This window comes from uncultured Pseudosulfitobacter sp., assembly GCF_963976325.1.
Taxonomy (GTDB): domain Bacteria; phylum Pseudomonadota; class Alphaproteobacteria; order Rhodobacterales; family Rhodobacteraceae; genus Pseudosulfitobacter.
The window spans coordinates 570,648-586,706 of record NZ_CAXBJW010000002.1 but is presented as its reverse complement, the minus strand read 5'-3'; the positions used below and the strand labels follow the sequence as shown (position 1 = coordinate 586,706).

The window sequence follows — 16,059 nt, the reverse complement described above, 5'->3', positions numbered from 1 at the left end:
CAAACCGGGCGCGGTCAACCGCCGCAGCGGCTTTCGGCTTCTTCCACCGCTGCGGTGAAGCCCAGCAGCGAGAATGTATCTTTGGTCTGTGTGCCACGACCCGACACACCGGTGACGACCGCATCGGCACCACGTTTCATCGCGGTCACGATCTTGGTGTCGTCGGCGGCCGTTGCGGGCCACGCCCATTCACCGTCGGTGAACAGCTCAAACTCGGTGCCGCTGATATTGACGTTAACCGTGCTGCCGCTGGCAAAGGGATAGCCGCCGGTAAAGGCAACCTGCCCCTTGGCTTCGGCGCTGGGACGGTAGAACACCATGAACAGGATCTGGCTGCGGGTTGCGGCCACGACACGCCCGTCACGGGTGTTCACGGTTTCCTTTGGCGTCGACACGCTCCAGCATTCGGTCGGGTTGTCTTCGACAAAGACGCTCCAGTCGGTTTTCGCGGCGACGCGGTTGGTGCTTTGGTCTTGTGCAGCGGCGGTGTTCACGCTCAAAGCCAGTGCCAGTCCGGCCATGCTCAGCAAACCTGCCGTTGTTTTCAGTAATACCATCTGTCCAGCCTCCAGACTGTCCTTAACCTCAATACGCAGGGCATTGCCGGTGGCCCTTTGTTCAGAGCCTTCTCTTGCAACTGCCTGATTTCTTCTCGACAAGAAACATATTAGCGCGAAAGGCGCGACCGGCGAAACCTAAATTGGCAGGTTTTCGCCAAGTTGTGAGGTGAACTATGTCGAATTCCGTTGCATTGGCCGAAGTCTGGCGCGGCCCTTTTATGGAAAGCGTCCATCGCGGCCATGCTGTGGTCTGCGATGACAGCGGTCAGATCGTACACGCATGGGGTGATCCGCATGCCGTGGTGCTGCCGCGATCGTCGTCAAAGATGATCCAGGCGCTTCCGCTGATCGAAAGCGGTGCAGCGGATGCATTTGGCCTTGGGACAGAACAGCTTGCGCTGGCGTGCGCCTCGCACAACGGGGCGGCGATCCACACGGATAGGGTGACCAAATGGCTGGATCATCTGGGCCTGAGCGACGACGATTTCCGCTGCGGCCCGCAGGAACCAGACGACCGCGAGGCGCGCAATGCGCTGATCCGCGCCCATGAATGCCCCTGCCAGATGCACAACAACTGCTCGGGCAAGCACAGCGGTTTTCTGACGTTGAACAAACATCTGGGTGCCGGACCCGACTATGTCGAGCCTGACCATGCCGTGCAACGCGCCTGTCTTGAGGCGTTCGAGCGTGTCACAGGCGAATCAAGCCCCGGTTTCGGCATCGACGGATGCAGCGCGCCCAACTATGCCACCAGCCTGCACGGCATGGCCCGCGCGATGTCGCATTTTGCCGCCGCCCCCACAGGCAGCGCCGAAGAACGGCTGCGCACCGCGATGACCCTGCACCCCGATCTGGTGGCCGGCGAAGGCCGCGCCTGCACCAACCTGATGCGGGCGATGGGCGGCAAGGTGGCGATCAAGACCGGCGCCGAGGCGTTTTTCATCGCCATCATCCCCGAACTGAAAATGGGTGTGGCGCTGAAAATCGAAGACGGCGGCACCCGTGCAGCGGAATGCGCGATTGCCGCGATTCTGGTCAAGCTGGGTGTACTAGAGGCTGATCACCCCGAAACGCTGAAGTATTTGAACGCGCCGATCCGCAACCGGCGCGATCTGATTACGGGCTATGTGCGGGCGGCCCCTGCGCTTATCTAGACGAAGTCGCTGCGCGCGTAGCCCTGGATGAACAACAGCGCCGACAGGTCGCCGTGGTTGATCCGCACATCGCATTCGGCGGCCACCACCGGCTTGGCGTGCAGCGCCACGCCGGTGCCTGCGCGGTGCAACATGCCCAGATCGTTGGCCCCGTCGCCCACGGCAATCACATCCGCCTGCGAAATCCCCAGCCGCGCGGTGATCTGCTCCAGCGCGTCGACCTTGGCCTGTTTGCCAAGAATCGGATCGCCCACCGCGCCCGTCAACTTGCCGTCTTCGACGATCAGCGTGTTGGCGCGGTTCTCGTCAAAGCCCAGATGCGCAGCCACCGCGCCGGTAAAGGCCGTGAACCCGCCCGACACCAATGCCGCGTGGCCGCCGTTTGCCTTCATCGTGGCCAACAGGGTGGCACCGCCGGGCATATAGGTGATGCGCTGCGCCAGAACCTGATCAATCACGGAAGCGTCCAGACCTTTCAGCAAGCCGACACGCTCGCGCAGGGCAGCTTCGAAATCCAGTTCGCCGTTCATCGCGCGCGCGGTGATGTCTTTGACAAAATCCCCCACGCCCGCGGCATCGGCCAGTTCGTCAATGCATTCCTGCTGGATCATGGTGCTGTCCATGTCGGCCAGCAGCATCTTCTTGCGGCGTCCCTCGGCGGGCTGGATCACCAGATCGACGCCCAGCTTTTGCACATCGGCCCAGACATCCCAGCGGTTGTCGGGCATCTGCGTCAGCGTGAAATCCGCCGCCTCGTCCGGTGCCAGCCAGTCCACCGCGCCGCCGCCCCAGGCATTGCGCAGCGCCTCGGCCAGTTCGGGTTGCAGCGCGCCGGGGGCTGCGATCAGCGTACAGATAAAATTGTCCATGTTTCCGATCCGCTCCATTCATGTCGCAAAAAGCTGTTCAAGCGGCGCTATAGTCGCGTTTTCCCCATTGCGCCACCCATTGAAGGGCCGTAGATGCGGCGGTGGGACACCCTTCCCCAACGAAGGGCGATTATCTGTGAGGATACCAGCAATGGCTATTGACCAACCGGCAACGCGGCCGGCCAACCCGCGTTTTTCTTCCGGCCCCTGTGCCAAACCCCCCGTATTCAATCTGAACAACCTGTCCGACGCGCCCTTGGGCCGTTCGCACCGTGCAGCCGTTGGCAAGGCCAAGCTGCTGAAGGCGATCGAGGACACCCGCGAGATCCTTGGCGTGCCTGCTGACTACCGCATCGGCATCGTTCCCGCATCCGACACCGGCGCCTTTGAAATGGCGATGTGGTCGCTGCTGGGTGAACGCCCTGCCGAAATGGTCGCCTGGGAAAGCTTTGGCGCAGGCTGGGTCACAGATGTGGTCAAGCAACTGAAAATCGACGCCACCACCCACACCGCCGAGTATGGCGAGATCGTGGATATGGCCGCGCTGAACTATGACAACGACGTCTGCTTTACCTGGAACGGCACCACCTCGGGCGTGCGTATGCCCAACGGCGACGCCATTCCTGCCGACCGCGCGGGCCTGACCCTGTGCGACGCCACCAGCGCCGCATTTGCGATGGACCTGCCGTGGGACAAGCTGGATGTCACCACGTTCAGCTGGCAAAAAGTGCTGGGCGGCGAAGCGGCCCACGGGATGCTGATCCTGTCACCGCGCGCCGTGGAGCGTCTGGAAAGCTATACGCCCGCTTGGCCCCTGCCAAAGATCTTCCGCATGACCAAGGGCGGCAAGCTGATCGAGGGCATCTTCAAGGGTGAAACCATCAACACCCCGTCGATGCTGTGCGTCGAGGATTACCTGCAAGCGCTGGAGTGGGCACGTTCCGTCGGCGGGCTGAAAGGTCTGATCGCGCGGGCCGATGCCAACACCAAGGCCATCGCCGATTTCGTGGACGCGCACGACTGGATCGAGTTTCTGGCCGCTGACCCTGCCATCCGCTCGAACACATCCGTCTGCCTGAAGTTCAACGATGCGCGCATCACCGACGGCGCCGCCTTTGCCAAGGCCGTGGCCAAACGGCTGGCCGATGCCGACGTGGCGCTGGACATCGGTGCCTATCGTGACGCCCCTGCGGGCCTGCGCATCTGGTGCGGCGGAACCATCGAAACATCGGACATCGAGGCGATGCTGCCGTGGCTTGCATGGGCCTTCGAGACTGAAATCAACGCATAATCCAGACGGGGTGAGCGCCACGCCTAAAGCGCCGCTCGCCCCGTCCCACCCCCCGTTTATTCAATGAAGGACCACTGACATGGCTCCCAAGGTACTTATCTCCGACAGCCTCAGCGACGCGGCTGTTCAAATCTTCAAAGATCGCGGCATCGAAGTCGACTTCCAGCCCAACCTGGGCAAGGACAAGGACAAGCTGGCCGAAGTGATCGGCAAATATGACGGTCTGGCGATCCGCTCGGCCACCAAGGTCACCGAAAAAATCCTGGCCGCTGCCGAAAATCTCAAGGTCGTCGGGCGCGCCGGTATCGGCACCGACAACATCGACAAGGACGCCGCATCGAAAAAGGGCGTGATTGTCATGAACACGCCTTTTGGCAACATGATCACCACCGCCGAACACGCGATTGCGATGATGTTCGCCGTGGCGCGTCAGATCCCCGAGGCCAGCGCATCGACACACGCGGGCAAATGGGAAAAGTCCAAGTTCATGGGCGTCGAGCTGACCGGCAAGACGCTGGGCGTGATCGGCGCGGGCAACATCGGTGGCATCGTCTGTGACCGTGCGCGCGGCCTGAAAATGAAGGTCGTGGCCTACGACCCCTACCTGAGCAACAAAAAAGCCGACCGTATGGGTGTGGAAAAGGTCGAGCTGGACGAACTGCTGGCGCGTGCCGATTTCATCACGCTGCACGTGCCCTACACCGAAACCACCGCCAACATCCTGTCCAAGGAAAACATCGCCAAGACCAAGAAGGGCGTGCGCATTATCAACTGTGCCCGCGGTGGTCTGGTGGACGAAGAAGCGCTGGCCGAAGCCCTGAAATCGGGCCACGTCGCCGGTGCGGCATTTGACGTGTTCAAGGAAGAACCGGCGACCGAGAACCCGCTGTTCAACCTGCCCAACGTGGTTTGCACGCCGCACCTGGGCGCGGCCACCACCGAAGCGCAGGAAAACGTGGCGCTGCAAGTGGCCGAGCAGATGGCAAACTATCTGCTGACCGGTGCCGTTGAAAACGCGCTGAACATGCCGTCGGTCACGGCGGAAGAGGCCAAGGTGATGGGCCCATGGCTGACGCTGGCCGGGCATCTGGGGTCGTTCATCGGCCAGATGACCGACGAGCCGATCCGCGCGATCAACATCCTGTATGACGGCTCTGTCGGGGCGATGAACCTGGATGCGCTGAACTGTGGCGTTGTCGCGGGCATCATGAAACGTGCCAACCCCGATGTGAACATGGTGTCGGCCCCCGTGGTTGCCCGTGAAAAAGGCATTCAGATCAGCACCACCAATCAGGACAAATCGGGCGTCTTTGACGGCTATGTCAAGGTGACCGTGGTAACGGCCAAGCGCGAGCGTTCGGTGGCCGGCACAGTGTTCAGCGACGGCAAGCCGCGCTTTATCCAGATCAAAGGCATCAACATCGACGCCGAGATCGGGCAGCACATGCTGTACACCACCAACAACGACGTTCCGGGCATCATCGGCCTGCTGGGCAACACCATGGGCAAAGGCGGCGTGAACATCGCCAACTTTACCCTTGGCCGCGACGAAGCAGGCGGCGAAGCCATCGCGCTGCTTTATGTCGACGAAGCGATCCCCGCCGATGTCCTGAAGACATTGGAAGGCACCGGCCTGTTCAATCAGGTCAAGCCGCTGGAATTCGTGATCGCCTGACCTGCGTTCAAATCAACTCTGGCGACCTTGGATAACCACGGTCGCCAGAAAGATCAGCATACTGGCCATGCTGACCAATGATCCGGCAATGGCCACACCGGGCGACCCGCCCGCATTTGCCATCGCAATCCCCGGCACCATCAGAACGACACCGACAACGGCGACACCCAGATGGACCCGCGCCAGCGGGCGCGCGCCTGCCTCTGGCACCAGGTGGTAATAGACAGCGAACAGGGCCATCGTGACCCACCCCACAAGGTTCAGGTGCGCATGGGCGCTGCGCATGGCGTGGTTTTCACTGGCGGCCATCTGCATTCCCCAGATCATTCCCAAGCTTACCGAAACCACGGCCACCAACATGAAATAATGTGCAATTCCCCGCATACCGAATTCTCCCTTTGCTAAAATCATTGGCATGTTTGCCTGCCAACCTGACTATATATATGGCCGATCTGGTCCTATTCGTGTCAAGGCCTACGATCCCTTGCACCGATGGGCTGCTGCGCCTATTCCCCCTGTGAACGCATGTCACAGCCATCAGGATTTCCCATGACCAAGCCGATCTACGCCGTAGGCGACATTCACGGACAACTGGGCGAACTGACCCGCATCCTTGCCCTGATCGAAGCTGATGGTGGGCCGGATGCAAGCGTTGTGTTTGTGGGTGACTATATCGACCGGGGCGCAGACAGCTGCGTGGTGCTGGACACGCTGATTGCCGGCCGCGATGCTGGGCGCGACTGGACCTTTTTGCTGGGCAATCACGACCGGATGTTCGATTGGTGGATGCAGGACTATCCCCGTCAGGAATCCTATTTGCCGGTCGAACTGTACTGGCTGCACCCGCGTCTGGGCGGCGACACCACGCTGGCATCCTATGGTATTGAATTCACGGTCAAAAGCCGCCAGATAGACGTGCACGCCGAGGCGCTGAAAACCGTGCCACAGGCGCATATGGATTTCATCGCCCAATGCAAACTTAGCCACGAAACCGACGCGCTGTTCTTTTGCCACGCAGGCATCCGTCCGGGTGTGCCGCTGGACCAGCAGACCGAACATGATCTGATCTGGATCCGGCAAGAGTTTCACGAAGCGACCACACCGCACCCCAAGCTGATCGTGCACGGGCACACGCCGGTGGATGAGGCCACGCATTACGGCAACCGCGTCAATCTGGACACGGGTGCGGGATATGGCAAACCGATGACGGTTGCCGTGTTCGAAGGGCGCGATTGCTGGACGCTGACCGACAAGGGCCGCGTGCCACTGAAACCTGCAAGCTAAGCACAAAGCATCGTGGCAAGGCTGTGTGGGGACAGGCTCCTATGTCCAGTCCAGTACAACCTTGCCGCTTTGCCCTGACTTCATCGCTGCAAATCCTGCCTCGAAATCGTCCACGTGGAACTGGTGGGTGATCACCCGCGACACGTCCAGACCGTTTTCCAGCATCGCAATCATCTTGTACCAGGTCTCGAAAATCTCGCGGCCATAGACGCCCTTGATCGTGATCGCCTTGAACACGATCCGGCTCCAGTCGACGGGGCTTTGGCCCGGGGGGATACCCAGCATCGCAATGCGCCCGCCCATGGTCATCGCCTCGACCATCTGGTCCAGCGCCTGCTGGTTGCCCGACATTTCCATGCCCACGTCGAAACCCTGCTTCATCTTCAGCCGTGCAATCACGTCAGGCAGCGCCTCTTGCGTCACATTCACCGGCACCACATCCGCGACCTGTGCTGCCAGCGCCAGCCGGTCGGGGTTCACATCCGTAATCACCACATGCCGCGCGCCCGCGTGACGGGCGACGGCAGCAGCCATGATGCCAATGGGGCCGGCCCCCGTGACCAACACATCCTCGCCGATCAGATCGAAACTCAGCGCGGTGTGCACCGCGTTGCCCAAGGGATCGAGGATCGCGCCGATGTCGTCGCTGATCTCGTCGGGCAGCGGCACGACGTTGAACGCAGGCAGACGCAGGTATTGGGCAAAGGCGCCCTGTTCATTCACCCCGATGCCCCGCGTCGCGGGATCAAGGTGGAACTTGCCCGCGCGGCTTTGACGGCTTTGGGTGCCGATCAGATGCCCCTCGCCGCTGCACCGCTGGCCCAGTTCCAGCCCTTGCACATCGCGGCCAATCTCGACGATTTCGCCCGCAAACTCGTGGCCGGTGATCATCGGCACCGGCACGGTTTTCTGCGCCCAGTCGTCCCAGTTCCAGATGTGGATGTCGGTGCCGCAAATGCCGGTCTTGTTGATCTTGATCAGCACGTCGTCGGGCCCGATCTCGGGCACCGGCGCGTTGACCATCCACAGCCCCGCGCGGGGGTGCAGTTTGGACAGGGCTTTCATTTCGTTCGTTGTCATCAGATCACCCCACAGGCTTTGCCTGCCTTCTCGAATGCGGCCAGCGCGCGGTCCAGATCGTCGCGGGTCAGGGCGGCGTTCATCTGGGTGCGAATACGCGCCTGACCACGCGGCACCACGGGGAAGAAAAAGCCCGAGACATAGACGCCTTCGTCGTACAGCTTGGTCGCCATATCCTGCGCCAATTGCGCGTCGCCCAGCATCACGGGGATGATCGGGTGTTCGCCCGGAAGCAGGTCAAAACCCAGCGTTTCCAGGCCCTTGCGCCAGTATTTCGCATTTTCGAACAACTGCGAGCGCAGGGCGTCGCCCTGTTCGACCAGCCGCAGCGCCTCGATCCCCGCCGCGACAATCGCGGGAGGCAGGGCGTTCGAGAACAGGTAGGGCCGCGCGCGCTGGCGCAGCAGGTCGATCACCGGCTGCGGGCCTGCGATATAGCCGCCGATGGCCCCGCCCAGCGCCTTGCCCAGCGTGCCGGTCAGAATGTCCACGTCGACGCCGAAATGTGACGGAGTGCCGGCCCCCTTTGGCCCCATAAAGCCAGTGGCGTGGCAATCATCGACCATGACCAGCGCGCCATAAGCTTCGGCCAGCCGGGTGATGTCGGGCAGGTTTGCCAGATACCCATCCATGCTGAACACGCCATCGGTGGCGATCATGATGAACCGGGCACCATCCGCCTGCGCCTGTTTCAACTGCGCTTCAAGGTCACCCATATCACTGTTGGCATAGCGATAGCGTTTGGCCTTGCACAGGCGGATGCCGTCGATGATCGAAGCGTGGTTCAGCGCGTCGGAGATGATTGCGTCCTCGGGGCCGAGCAGCGGCTCGAACAGCCCGCCATTGGCGTCAAAACAGGCGGCAAACAGGATCGAATCGTCCTTGCCCAGAAAGGTGGCCAGCTTTTGCTCCAGCTCGCGGTGCATGTCCTGCGTGCCACAGATGAAGCGGACCGAGGCCATGCCGAACCCCTTCGGGTCCATCGTATCCCGCGCCACGCGGATCAGATCGGGATGATCAGCCAGCCCCAGATAGTTGTTGGCGCACAGGTTGATCATCTCGCGGCCCGCGACACGGATCTTGCCGCCTTGGGGCGAGGTGATCAGGCGTTCGACCTTGGTCAGGCCCTCGGCGTCGATTTCGGCCAGCGTTTCGGTGATATGGGATAGGAATGCTTGGGTCATGACGGCTCCTCTTTGCCGTCACATCTAGCATATCGGAAATGATTCCGGAATAGAGGATTTCCGTATCACGGATTTTTGTCCGATATATCGGATAATCCGGTCAGGCGTTCTGTACCACCAGAAAGGCGCGCGCGGCACTGGTTGCGGTGATGCGGTGCGGCACGTCGGCGGCATAACGGGCGGTGTCGCCCGCGCTGATCGACTGCGTGGCATCGGCGCTGGTCACGTCCAGCGTGCCGTCGATCACTGTCAGATGTTCACGCGCGCCACGGGTGTGCGGCTGGCTGTCCAGCACGCCGCCCTCGGCAAAGCGCAACTCGTAGACCTCGTGGTGGCCCGCCTCTTCGGGCGGGGACAGAATGCGGATGCGGCAACCGCTGCCGCGATTTTCGATGGTGGGCACATCGGCGCTGCGCAACACTTCGATGCGGGCGGTTTCGGCGTCGCCGTCCAGAAGCCCCGCGAAATCGACCTGCAAGGCGCGGGTCAGGTTCCACAGTGTTGCGATGGTCGGGCTGCTTTCGCCGCGCTCGATCTGGCTGACCATCGACCGGCTGACGCCCGACAGTTTCGCCACGGCGTCCAGCGACAGCCCTTGGGCGCGCCGCGCCTCTTTCAGGCGGCTGGGCAGGCGGGTCAATATTGCGTCAGTGTCATCCGTCATGACGGAAGATATGCGCGGCGGGCCGCCCGCTGTCAACTGACGGCACGTTGCGGCTGACATATTGCGCGGCGGGCTTCATAAGTTTGGCAAAACGGAAGGAAGAGCCATGAAAGATATCGTAATCCTTGACGGTGCGCGCACCGCAATCGGCACATTCGGTGGATCGCTGGCAGGCACGCCCCCGATCGAGCTGGGCACCGTGGCAGCCAAGGCTGCGCTGGAGCGTTCTGGCGTAGAAGGCGGCCAGATCGGGCACGTAGCCTTCGGTCACGTGATCAACACCGAACCGCGTGATATGTACCTAAGCCGCGTGGCGGCGATGCAGGCGGGCATTCCCGAATCGACCCCTGCAATGAACGTGAACCGCCTGTGCGGGTCTGGCGTGCAGGCCATCGTGTCGGTGGTGCAATCGCTGATGCTGGGCGATGCCGAGTTCGGTCTGGCGGGCGGCGCCGAGAACATGTCGCGCAGCCCTTACATTTCGCAGGTGACCCGCTGGGGCGCCAAGATGGGCGATGTGAAAACGCTGGACATGATGCTGGGCGCGCTGAGCTGCCCGTTCGGCACCGGCCACATGGGGGTGACGGCGGAAAACGTCGCCTCTGAGCATCAGATCACCCGCGCCGATCAGGATGCCTTTGCCCTGCAATCCCAGGAACGTGCGGCGGCGGCGATTGCGGATGGCCGGTTCGACAGCCAGATCGTGCCGGTCGAGGTCAAGGTCAAGCGGGACACCGTGGCCTTTGACAAGGATGAACACCCCAAGGCCACAAGCCTTGAGGCGCTGGGCGGTTTGCGGCCTGTGTTCCAGAAAGACGGCAGCGTGACAGCAGGCAACGCCAGCGGCATCAACGACGGTGCGGCGGCCATGGTTCTGGCCACGGCAGAGGCGGCGGAAAAGGCCGGGCTGAAACCCAAGGCGCGCATTCTGGGCTATGCCCACGCCGGTGTGCGCCCCGAGGTGATGGGCATTGGCCCGATCCCCGCCGTGCGCAAACTGCTGGAAAAAACCGGACTGTCGGCCTCGGACTTTGACGTGATCGAAAGCAACGAGGCCTTTGCCTCGCAGGCGCTGGCGGTCAGCAAAGATTTGGGTTTCGACCCCGCCCGCGTGAACCCGAACGGCGGCGCGATTGCGCTGGGCCATCCGGTTGGGGCCACGGGTGCGATCATCACCATCAAGGCGCTGCACGAGCTGGAGCGCACAGGCGGCAAGCGCGCGCTGATCACCATGTGTATCGGTGGCGGTCAAGGCATTGCGCTGGCCATCGAACGCATCGCGTGATGTGACCCCGGGGGCTTTGCGCCCCCGGACCCCCGCAGGATTTTTTGAACCAGAGAAAAGGCGTCAGCCCAGATGTTGGGCCAGCGCGAACAGGACACCACCGAACGCCATGCCGCCCAAGCCCGCCAGTATGATCCAGCGCCAGAACGGGCGGTGCGGCGGTGTTTCGTCCTTGGCCTGACGAACCAGCGCGGCTTCGACCAGTGCGGGCAGGCGCGGGCCGAAGCGGGCCAGAACCATTGCGGTTTTGCCCAGATCACGAAGGGCGGCGCGCGGGCCGATGGATGTTTTGATATAGTCGGTGACGATGGGGCTGGCGACTTCCCAGATGTTCATGCGCGGGTTCAGCGACCGCGCCACGCCTTCGACCACGACCATGGTGCGTTGCAGCAGGATCAGCTCGGTGCGGGTTTCCATGCCGAACCGTTCGGTCACCTCGAACAGATAGCTCAGCAGGCGGGCCATCGAAATGCGGGTGGCGTCCATGCCAAAGATCGGCTCGCCCACGGCGCGCAGGGCGCGGGCGAATTCGTCGACATCTTTGTCGGCGGGCACATAGCCTGCCTCGAAATGCACTTCGGCGACGCGTTTGTAATCCTTGCGGATGAACCCGAACAGGATCTCGGCATAGACACGACGGGTGTATTCGTCGATGTGGCCCATGATCCCGAAATCATAGGCGATGATGTCCCCGTTCGCCGCGACCTTCAGGTTGCCCTGATGCATGTCGGCGTGAAAGAACCCATCGCGCAGGGCGTGGTTCAGGAACAGTTGCAACACCCGTTCCGACAGTTCGACCCGGTCCACACCCAGCGCGTCGATGGCGTCATTGTCGCCCATCGACACACCGTCGGCCCAGCTCATGGTCATCACCCGACGCGCGGAATGATCCCATTTGATGTCAGGAAGCCGAAATCCTGCGTCGTCTGCGGTATTGGCTGCAAATTCCGACGCCGACGCGCTTTCCAACCGCAGGTCCAGTTCGCCGCGCACCACGCCGTCGAAATGTTCGATCACGTCCAACGGTTTCAGGCGACGGGCACCGGGGGCAAAGAAATCGACCATGCTGGCGGCAAAATAAAAGGCGTCCACGTCCTTGCGAAAGGCCGCTTCGATGCCCGGGCGCAGCACCTTGACCGCGACCGCTTCACCGGTTTCGCGCAGGGTCGCCTTGTGCACTTGCGCAATGGATGCGGCGGCCACTGGTTCGCTGAAGTCGGAAAAGATCGTGTCGACAGGCTGGCCCAGCTCTTTTTCAACTTCGCGCTTGGCCACGGCGACGTCAAAGGGCGGCAGCTTGTCCTGCAAAACGCGCAGTTGCACGGCCAGGTCGTCGCCCACCACATCGGGGCGCGTTGACAAAACCTGACCGAACTTGATGTAGGCCGGGCCCAGCGCCGTCAGCGCGCGGGTCGCGGGGGGCATGGTCGGGTCGCCGTAATAGCCCAGCCACATGAACGGCTTGCCCAGCAGTTTGGCCACAAAGCGCACCGGTTTGGGCGCATCGAATGCGTCCAGAACCACGTTCATCGCGCCGGTGCGTTCCAGCGTGGCGCCGGTGCGGATCAACCGCCAGATGTTGTGAGGTCCGCGCACGCTAGATCTTCCATCCCGAATGCAGGGCGGCGACGCCCATTGTCATGTTGCGGTATTTGGCATTCTCGAACCCGGCGGCACGCACCATGCCCAGGAACGTGTCCTGATCAGGAAAGTTGCGGATCGATTCAACCAGGTACTGATAGCTGTCGCGGTCGTTTGCGATCATCTTGCCCATCTGCGGGATCACGTTGAACGAATAGAGGTCATAGGCCTTTTGCATCGCGGCATTGGGCAACTGGCTGAACTCCAGAACCATCAGGCGGCCACCGGGGCGCAGCACGCGGAACGCTTCGTTCAGCGCCTGTTGGGGGCGGGTCACGTTACGGATGCCAAAGCTGATTGTGTAGACGTCAAAGGTGTTGTCGGCAAAGGGCAACGCCATCGCATCGCCCACGACCCAGTCCAGACTGTCGTGCATCTGTTCGGCCTCGGCGCGCTTGCGGCCTTCGATCAGCATCGGTTCGGTCAGATCCAGCACCGTGGCGTGACCGCTGCCTGCGCGTTTCAGGAACCGGAACGATATATCGCCAGTGCCGCCGGCCACATCCAGCAGCTTTTGACCGGCCCGCGGCGCCAGCCAGTCCATCATCGCATCCTTCCAGACCCGGTGGATGCCCATGCTCATCACATCGTTCATGATGTCGTATTTGCTGGCGACCGAATTGAACACGCCTTGGACCCGACCGGCCTTGTCGGCCTCGGGGACGGTTTCAAATCCGAAATGGGTGGTCTTGTTGGTATCGTCGGTCATCGTGTCAATGTCGCCTTTGTCAGTCTGCCTTGTTATAGGGCGCTGGGGCCTGCGCACAATGCGCACCTTTTGTCACAGGAAACCATTCGATGCCCGAATTACCAGAGGTCGAGACAGTACGCCGCGGATTGGCCCCGGTGATGGAGGGCGCGGTGATCGCCCAGGCGGACGTGAACCGCCCCGATCTGCGCTGGCCCTTTCCACCCGATATGGCCGCGCGGCTGACAGGTCGGCAGGTGCTGGGTCTGCGACGGCGGTCCAAATACATCCTTGCCGATCTGGACAGTGGCGAGACACTGTTGATCCATCTGGGCATGTCGGGGCGCATGCTGATCTCGGGCGATCCGCTGGGGCAGTTCGTGCACGACCACCCTGCCCCCGAAAAACACGATCACGTGGTGCTGCACATGGACAACGGTGCGCGCGTCACGTTCAACGATCCGCGCCGGTTCGGCGCGATGGACCTGTTGGACACCGCCACGGCCGATCAACACAAGCTGCTGGCGGTGCTGGGCCCCGAGCCACTGGGCAATGCATTCAACGAGGACGTGCTGGTGCAGGCGTTCAAAGGCAAGGCGTCGCCGGTGAAATCGGCGCTGCTGGATCAGCGGATCGTCGCGGGATTGGGCAATATATACGTCTGCGAAGCCCTTTTTCGCGCCGGTGTGTCGCCACGTCGCAAGGCGGGAAATATCTCACAAGCGCGTGTGCGTGCCCTTGTTCCGATCATCCGCGAGGTGCTGAGCGACGCCATTGCCGCGGGTGGATCGTCGCTGCGTGATTTCCGTCAAGCCGATGGAGAACTTGGGTATTTCCAGCACAGCTTTGACGTATATGGCCGCGAGGGGCAGCCCTGTCGCACCCCCGGTTGCACCGGCACCGTGCAAAGAATTGTACAATCGGGGCGGTCATCGTTCTTCTGTGCACTATGTCAAACTTAGCTTGAAACGCGCACCGCCCATGGTAAGGAACGCCCTCAGACGGCAACAAATGAAAGCATTCAAATGGCCTATGAGACGATCATCGTCGACGTAGACGACCACGTCGCCCGCATCACGCTGAACCGCCCGGACGCGCTGAACGCGCTGAGCGACGAGCTGTTGGGCGAACTGGCTGACGCCGTCACCGACGCGCAAAAGGATGACAAGGTGCGCTGCATCGTCATCACCGGATCGGAAAAAGCATTCGCTGCGGGCGCAGACATCGCGATGATGGCCGAAAAGGGCTTTGTCGACACGTTCATGGGCAACCTGTTCACCGATTCGACCGACGCCATCTGCCGCGCGCGCAAGCCGATCATCGCGGCGGTGTCCGGCTATGCGCTGGGCGGGGGCTGCGAACTGGCGATGATGTGCGATTTCATCATCGCATCGGAAAGCGCCAAGTTCGGCCAGCCCGAAGTGAACCTTGGCGTGATGGCCGGGATCGGTGGCACCCAGCGCCTGGCGCGTTTCGTGGGCAAGTCCAAAGCCATGGACATGAACCTGACGGGCCGCTTCATGGACGCAGAAGAGGCCGAGCGGTGCGGGCTGGTCAGCCGGGTCGTTCCGACCAAAAAGCTGATGGAAGAAGCGATGGGCGCGGCCAACAAGATTGCGTCGAAGTCGATGATTTCGGTGATGGCAATCAAGGAATCGGTCAATCAGGCATTCGAAGTGCCGCTGCGCGACGGGTTGCTGTTTGAACGCCGCATGTTCCATTCGCTGTTCGCCACCGAAGACCAATCCGAGGGCATGGCCGCGTTTCTGGAAAAACGCGAACCGCAGTTCCGCGACAAATAAAGAACACGGCTCTTGTGCTGACGCGCAGGGGCCTCACACGACAGGCGTTGACTCGGACGTGCCGCGCGCCTAAAGACGCGGCTTCACCGCAGCATATCGCTGTTTTTACACTACCGCACCAATCATTGGGACGAGATAATCATGGCAAATACGCCTCAGGCCAAGAAACGGGCCCGTCAAAACGAAAAACGTTTCGCAATCAACAAAGCACGCCGTTCGCGGATTCGTACATACCTGCGCAAAGTCGAGGAAGCGATTGCTTCCGGTGACAAGGCCGCAGCCGAATCTGCACTGCGCGTTGCACAGCCCGAACTGATGCGTGGCGTCACCAAAGGTGTCTACCACAAAAACACCGCATCGCGGAAAATGTCACGGTTGTCGTCGCGCGTTAAATCGCTCGGCTAAGGCCAGACACAGAATTATGACGGTTTTGCAACGGCATCGCTCAGGCGGTGCCGTTTCTTTTTTGAGCCTTCAAAATAAGGGCCATAGATTCTTTTCCACAAAAGCCCGAGTCAACATTTAAGTTCTGTTGCCGCGTCGCAGACGAAGTTGCTACCAAGGGTCCAGCGATTCACATCGCCTGGGGGGACAGAACAACCAGACCCGCGTGCTGCCGCACAAAAAAGGGTATGATTGTGGGCCGGACAGTTGCATCGCAACTGAATGGATCAGTGGCATTGCCGTATTTCCGGCGCCACCTGTCGCATCAACATTTGGAATGACGAACGTCGTTCAGGGGGTCCAATCGGGCACTCGCTGACGAGGTGTGTCTTCCGATCAAAAACGACGCAAGTCGCGCCTTGTCCCGTCGGGACACAGGACAGGCCGATTGTTTCGTGGGCAGTAATAGGCGGCCGGGTGCAATTCTTGTATCCGGTG

The 16,059-nt window shown here is 61.5% G+C and carries 16 protein-coding genes; 8 read left to right on the top strand and 8 right to left on the bottom strand.

The window, feature by feature from the left end; translation table 11 throughout:
* Nucleotides 1–14 precede the first annotated feature (14 nt).
* The gene (locus AAC077_RS10045) at nucleotides 15–521 is read right to left on the bottom strand and encodes an invasion associated locus B family protein (RefSeq protein WP_339769081.1); all 507 of its coding nucleotides are present in this window, start codon (nucleotides 519–521) and stop codon (nucleotides 15–17) included.
* Nucleotides 522–733: 212 nt separating this feature from the next.
* Here AAC077_RS10045 and AAC077_RS10040 point away from each other — a divergent pair, with 212 nt between their 5' ends.
* Nucleotides 734–1,714 carry an asparaginase gene (locus tag AAC077_RS10040; protein WP_339769079.1) on the top strand — a complete coding sequence of 327 codons (981 nt, stop codon included), beginning with the start codon at nucleotides 734–736 and terminating at the stop codon, nucleotides 1,712–1,714.
* Here the strand turns inward: AAC077_RS10040 and serB are convergent.
* Complete coding sequence (serB, locus tag AAC077_RS10035; protein ID WP_339769077.1) at nucleotides 1,711–2,583, bottom strand: phosphoserine phosphatase SerB; 873 nt, start codon at nucleotides 2,581–2,583, stop codon at nucleotides 1,711–1,713. The two genes, AAC077_RS10040 and serB, sit on opposite strands and share 4 nt — an antisense overlap.
* A 151-nt stretch (nucleotides 2,584–2,734) precedes the next feature.
* Here serB and AAC077_RS10030 point away from each other — a divergent pair, with 151 nt between their 5' ends.
* Complete coding sequence (locus AAC077_RS10030; protein WP_339769075.1) at nucleotides 2,735–3,874, top strand: phosphoserine transaminase; 1,140 nt, start codon at nucleotides 2,735–2,737, stop codon at nucleotides 3,872–3,874.
* A 79-nt stretch (nucleotides 3,875–3,953) separates the two neighbouring features.
* Nucleotides 3,954–5,549, top strand: coding sequence for a phosphoglycerate dehydrogenase (serA, locus tag AAC077_RS10025; protein ID WP_339769074.1), 1,596 nt, complete (start codon nucleotides 3,954–3,956; stop codon nucleotides 5,547–5,549).
* A 12-nt stretch (nucleotides 5,550–5,561) separates the two neighbouring features.
* Here serA and AAC077_RS10020 read toward each other — a convergent pair whose 3' ends face one another.
* Nucleotides 5,562–5,933 (bottom strand): hypothetical protein, encoded by a 372-nt coding sequence (locus tag AAC077_RS10020; protein WP_339769072.1) that lies wholly within the window; start codon nucleotides 5,931–5,933, stop codon nucleotides 5,562–5,564.
* A 165-nt stretch (nucleotides 5,934–6,098) separates the two neighbouring features.
* Here AAC077_RS10020 and AAC077_RS10015 point away from each other — a divergent pair, with 165 nt between their 5' ends.
* Entirely contained in the window at nucleotides 6,099–6,833 is a 735-nt protein-coding gene (locus AAC077_RS10015; RefSeq protein WP_339769070.1) for a metallophosphoesterase family protein, read from the top strand.
* Nucleotides 6,834–6,872: 39 nt separating this feature from the next.
* Here the strand turns inward: AAC077_RS10015 and tdh are convergent, their stop codons facing one another.
* The 3 genes from tdh to AAC077_RS10000 all read right to left on the bottom strand — a co-directional run bounded on the left by tdh (nucleotide 6,873) and on the right by AAC077_RS10000 (nucleotide 9,761).
* Nucleotides 6,873–7,913 (bottom strand): L-threonine 3-dehydrogenase, encoded by a 1,041-nt coding sequence (gene tdh, locus AAC077_RS10010; RefSeq protein WP_339769068.1) that lies wholly within the window; start codon nucleotides 7,911–7,913, stop codon nucleotides 6,873–6,875.
* Nucleotides 7,913–9,097: a glycine C-acetyltransferase gene (locus tag AAC077_RS10005; protein ID WP_339769066.1), complete on the bottom strand. Its 1,185-nt coding sequence runs from the start codon at nucleotides 9,095–9,097 to the stop codon at nucleotides 7,913–7,915. The genes tdh and AAC077_RS10005 overlap by 1 nt, the downstream gene beginning before the upstream one ends.
* 100 nt (nucleotides 9,098–9,197) lie before the next feature.
* Complete coding sequence (locus AAC077_RS10000) at nucleotides 9,198–9,761, bottom strand: XRE family transcriptional regulator (protein WP_339769064.1); 564 nt, start codon at nucleotides 9,759–9,761, stop codon at nucleotides 9,198–9,200.
* Between the two features lie 106 nt (nucleotides 9,762–9,867).
* Here AAC077_RS10000 and AAC077_RS09995 point away from each other — a divergent pair, with 106 nt between their 5' ends.
* A complete protein-coding gene (locus tag AAC077_RS09995; RefSeq protein ID WP_339769062.1) occupies nucleotides 9,868–11,046 on the top strand; it encodes an acetyl-CoA C-acyltransferase family protein in 1,179 nt (392 codons plus the stop codon).
* A gap of 63 nt (nucleotides 11,047–11,109) precedes the next feature.
* On the opposite strand, the gene ubiB is transcribed toward AAC077_RS09995, so the two are convergent.
* A complete protein-coding gene (ubiB, locus tag AAC077_RS09990) occupies nucleotides 11,110–12,642 on the bottom strand; it encodes a 2-polyprenylphenol 6-hydroxylase (RefSeq protein WP_339769061.1) in 1,533 nt (510 codons plus the stop codon).
* Nucleotide 12,643: 1 nt separating this feature from the next.
* Nucleotides 12,644–13,396 (bottom strand): bifunctional demethylmenaquinone methyltransferase/2-methoxy-6-polyprenyl-1,4-benzoquinol methylase UbiE, encoded by a 753-nt coding sequence (gene ubiE / locus AAC077_RS09985; protein ID WP_339769059.1) that lies wholly within the window; start codon nucleotides 13,394–13,396, stop codon nucleotides 12,644–12,646.
* An 89-nt stretch (nucleotides 13,397–13,485) separates the two neighbouring features.
* Here ubiE and mutM point away from each other — a divergent pair, with 89 nt between their 5' ends.
* The 3 genes from mutM to rpsT all read left to right on the top strand — a co-directional run bounded on the left by mutM (nucleotide 13,486) and on the right by rpsT (nucleotide 15,582).
* Nucleotides 13,486–14,337, top strand: a complete 852-nt coding sequence (gene mutM, locus AAC077_RS09980) for a bifunctional DNA-formamidopyrimidine glycosylase/DNA-(apurinic or apyrimidinic site) lyase (protein WP_339769057.1) — start codon at nucleotides 13,486–13,488, stop codon at nucleotides 14,335–14,337.
* A gap of 63 nt (nucleotides 14,338–14,400) precedes the next feature.
* Nucleotides 14,401–15,177, top strand: coding sequence for an enoyl-CoA hydratase (locus AAC077_RS09975; RefSeq protein WP_339769055.1), 777 nt, complete (start codon nucleotides 14,401–14,403; stop codon nucleotides 15,175–15,177).
* A gap of 141 nt (nucleotides 15,178–15,318) precedes the next feature.
* Nucleotides 15,319–15,582, top strand: a complete 264-nt coding sequence (gene rpsT, locus AAC077_RS09970) for a 30S ribosomal protein S20 (protein WP_258293069.1) — start codon at nucleotides 15,319–15,321, stop codon at nucleotides 15,580–15,582.
* Nucleotides 15,583–16,059: the final 477 nt, after the last annotated feature.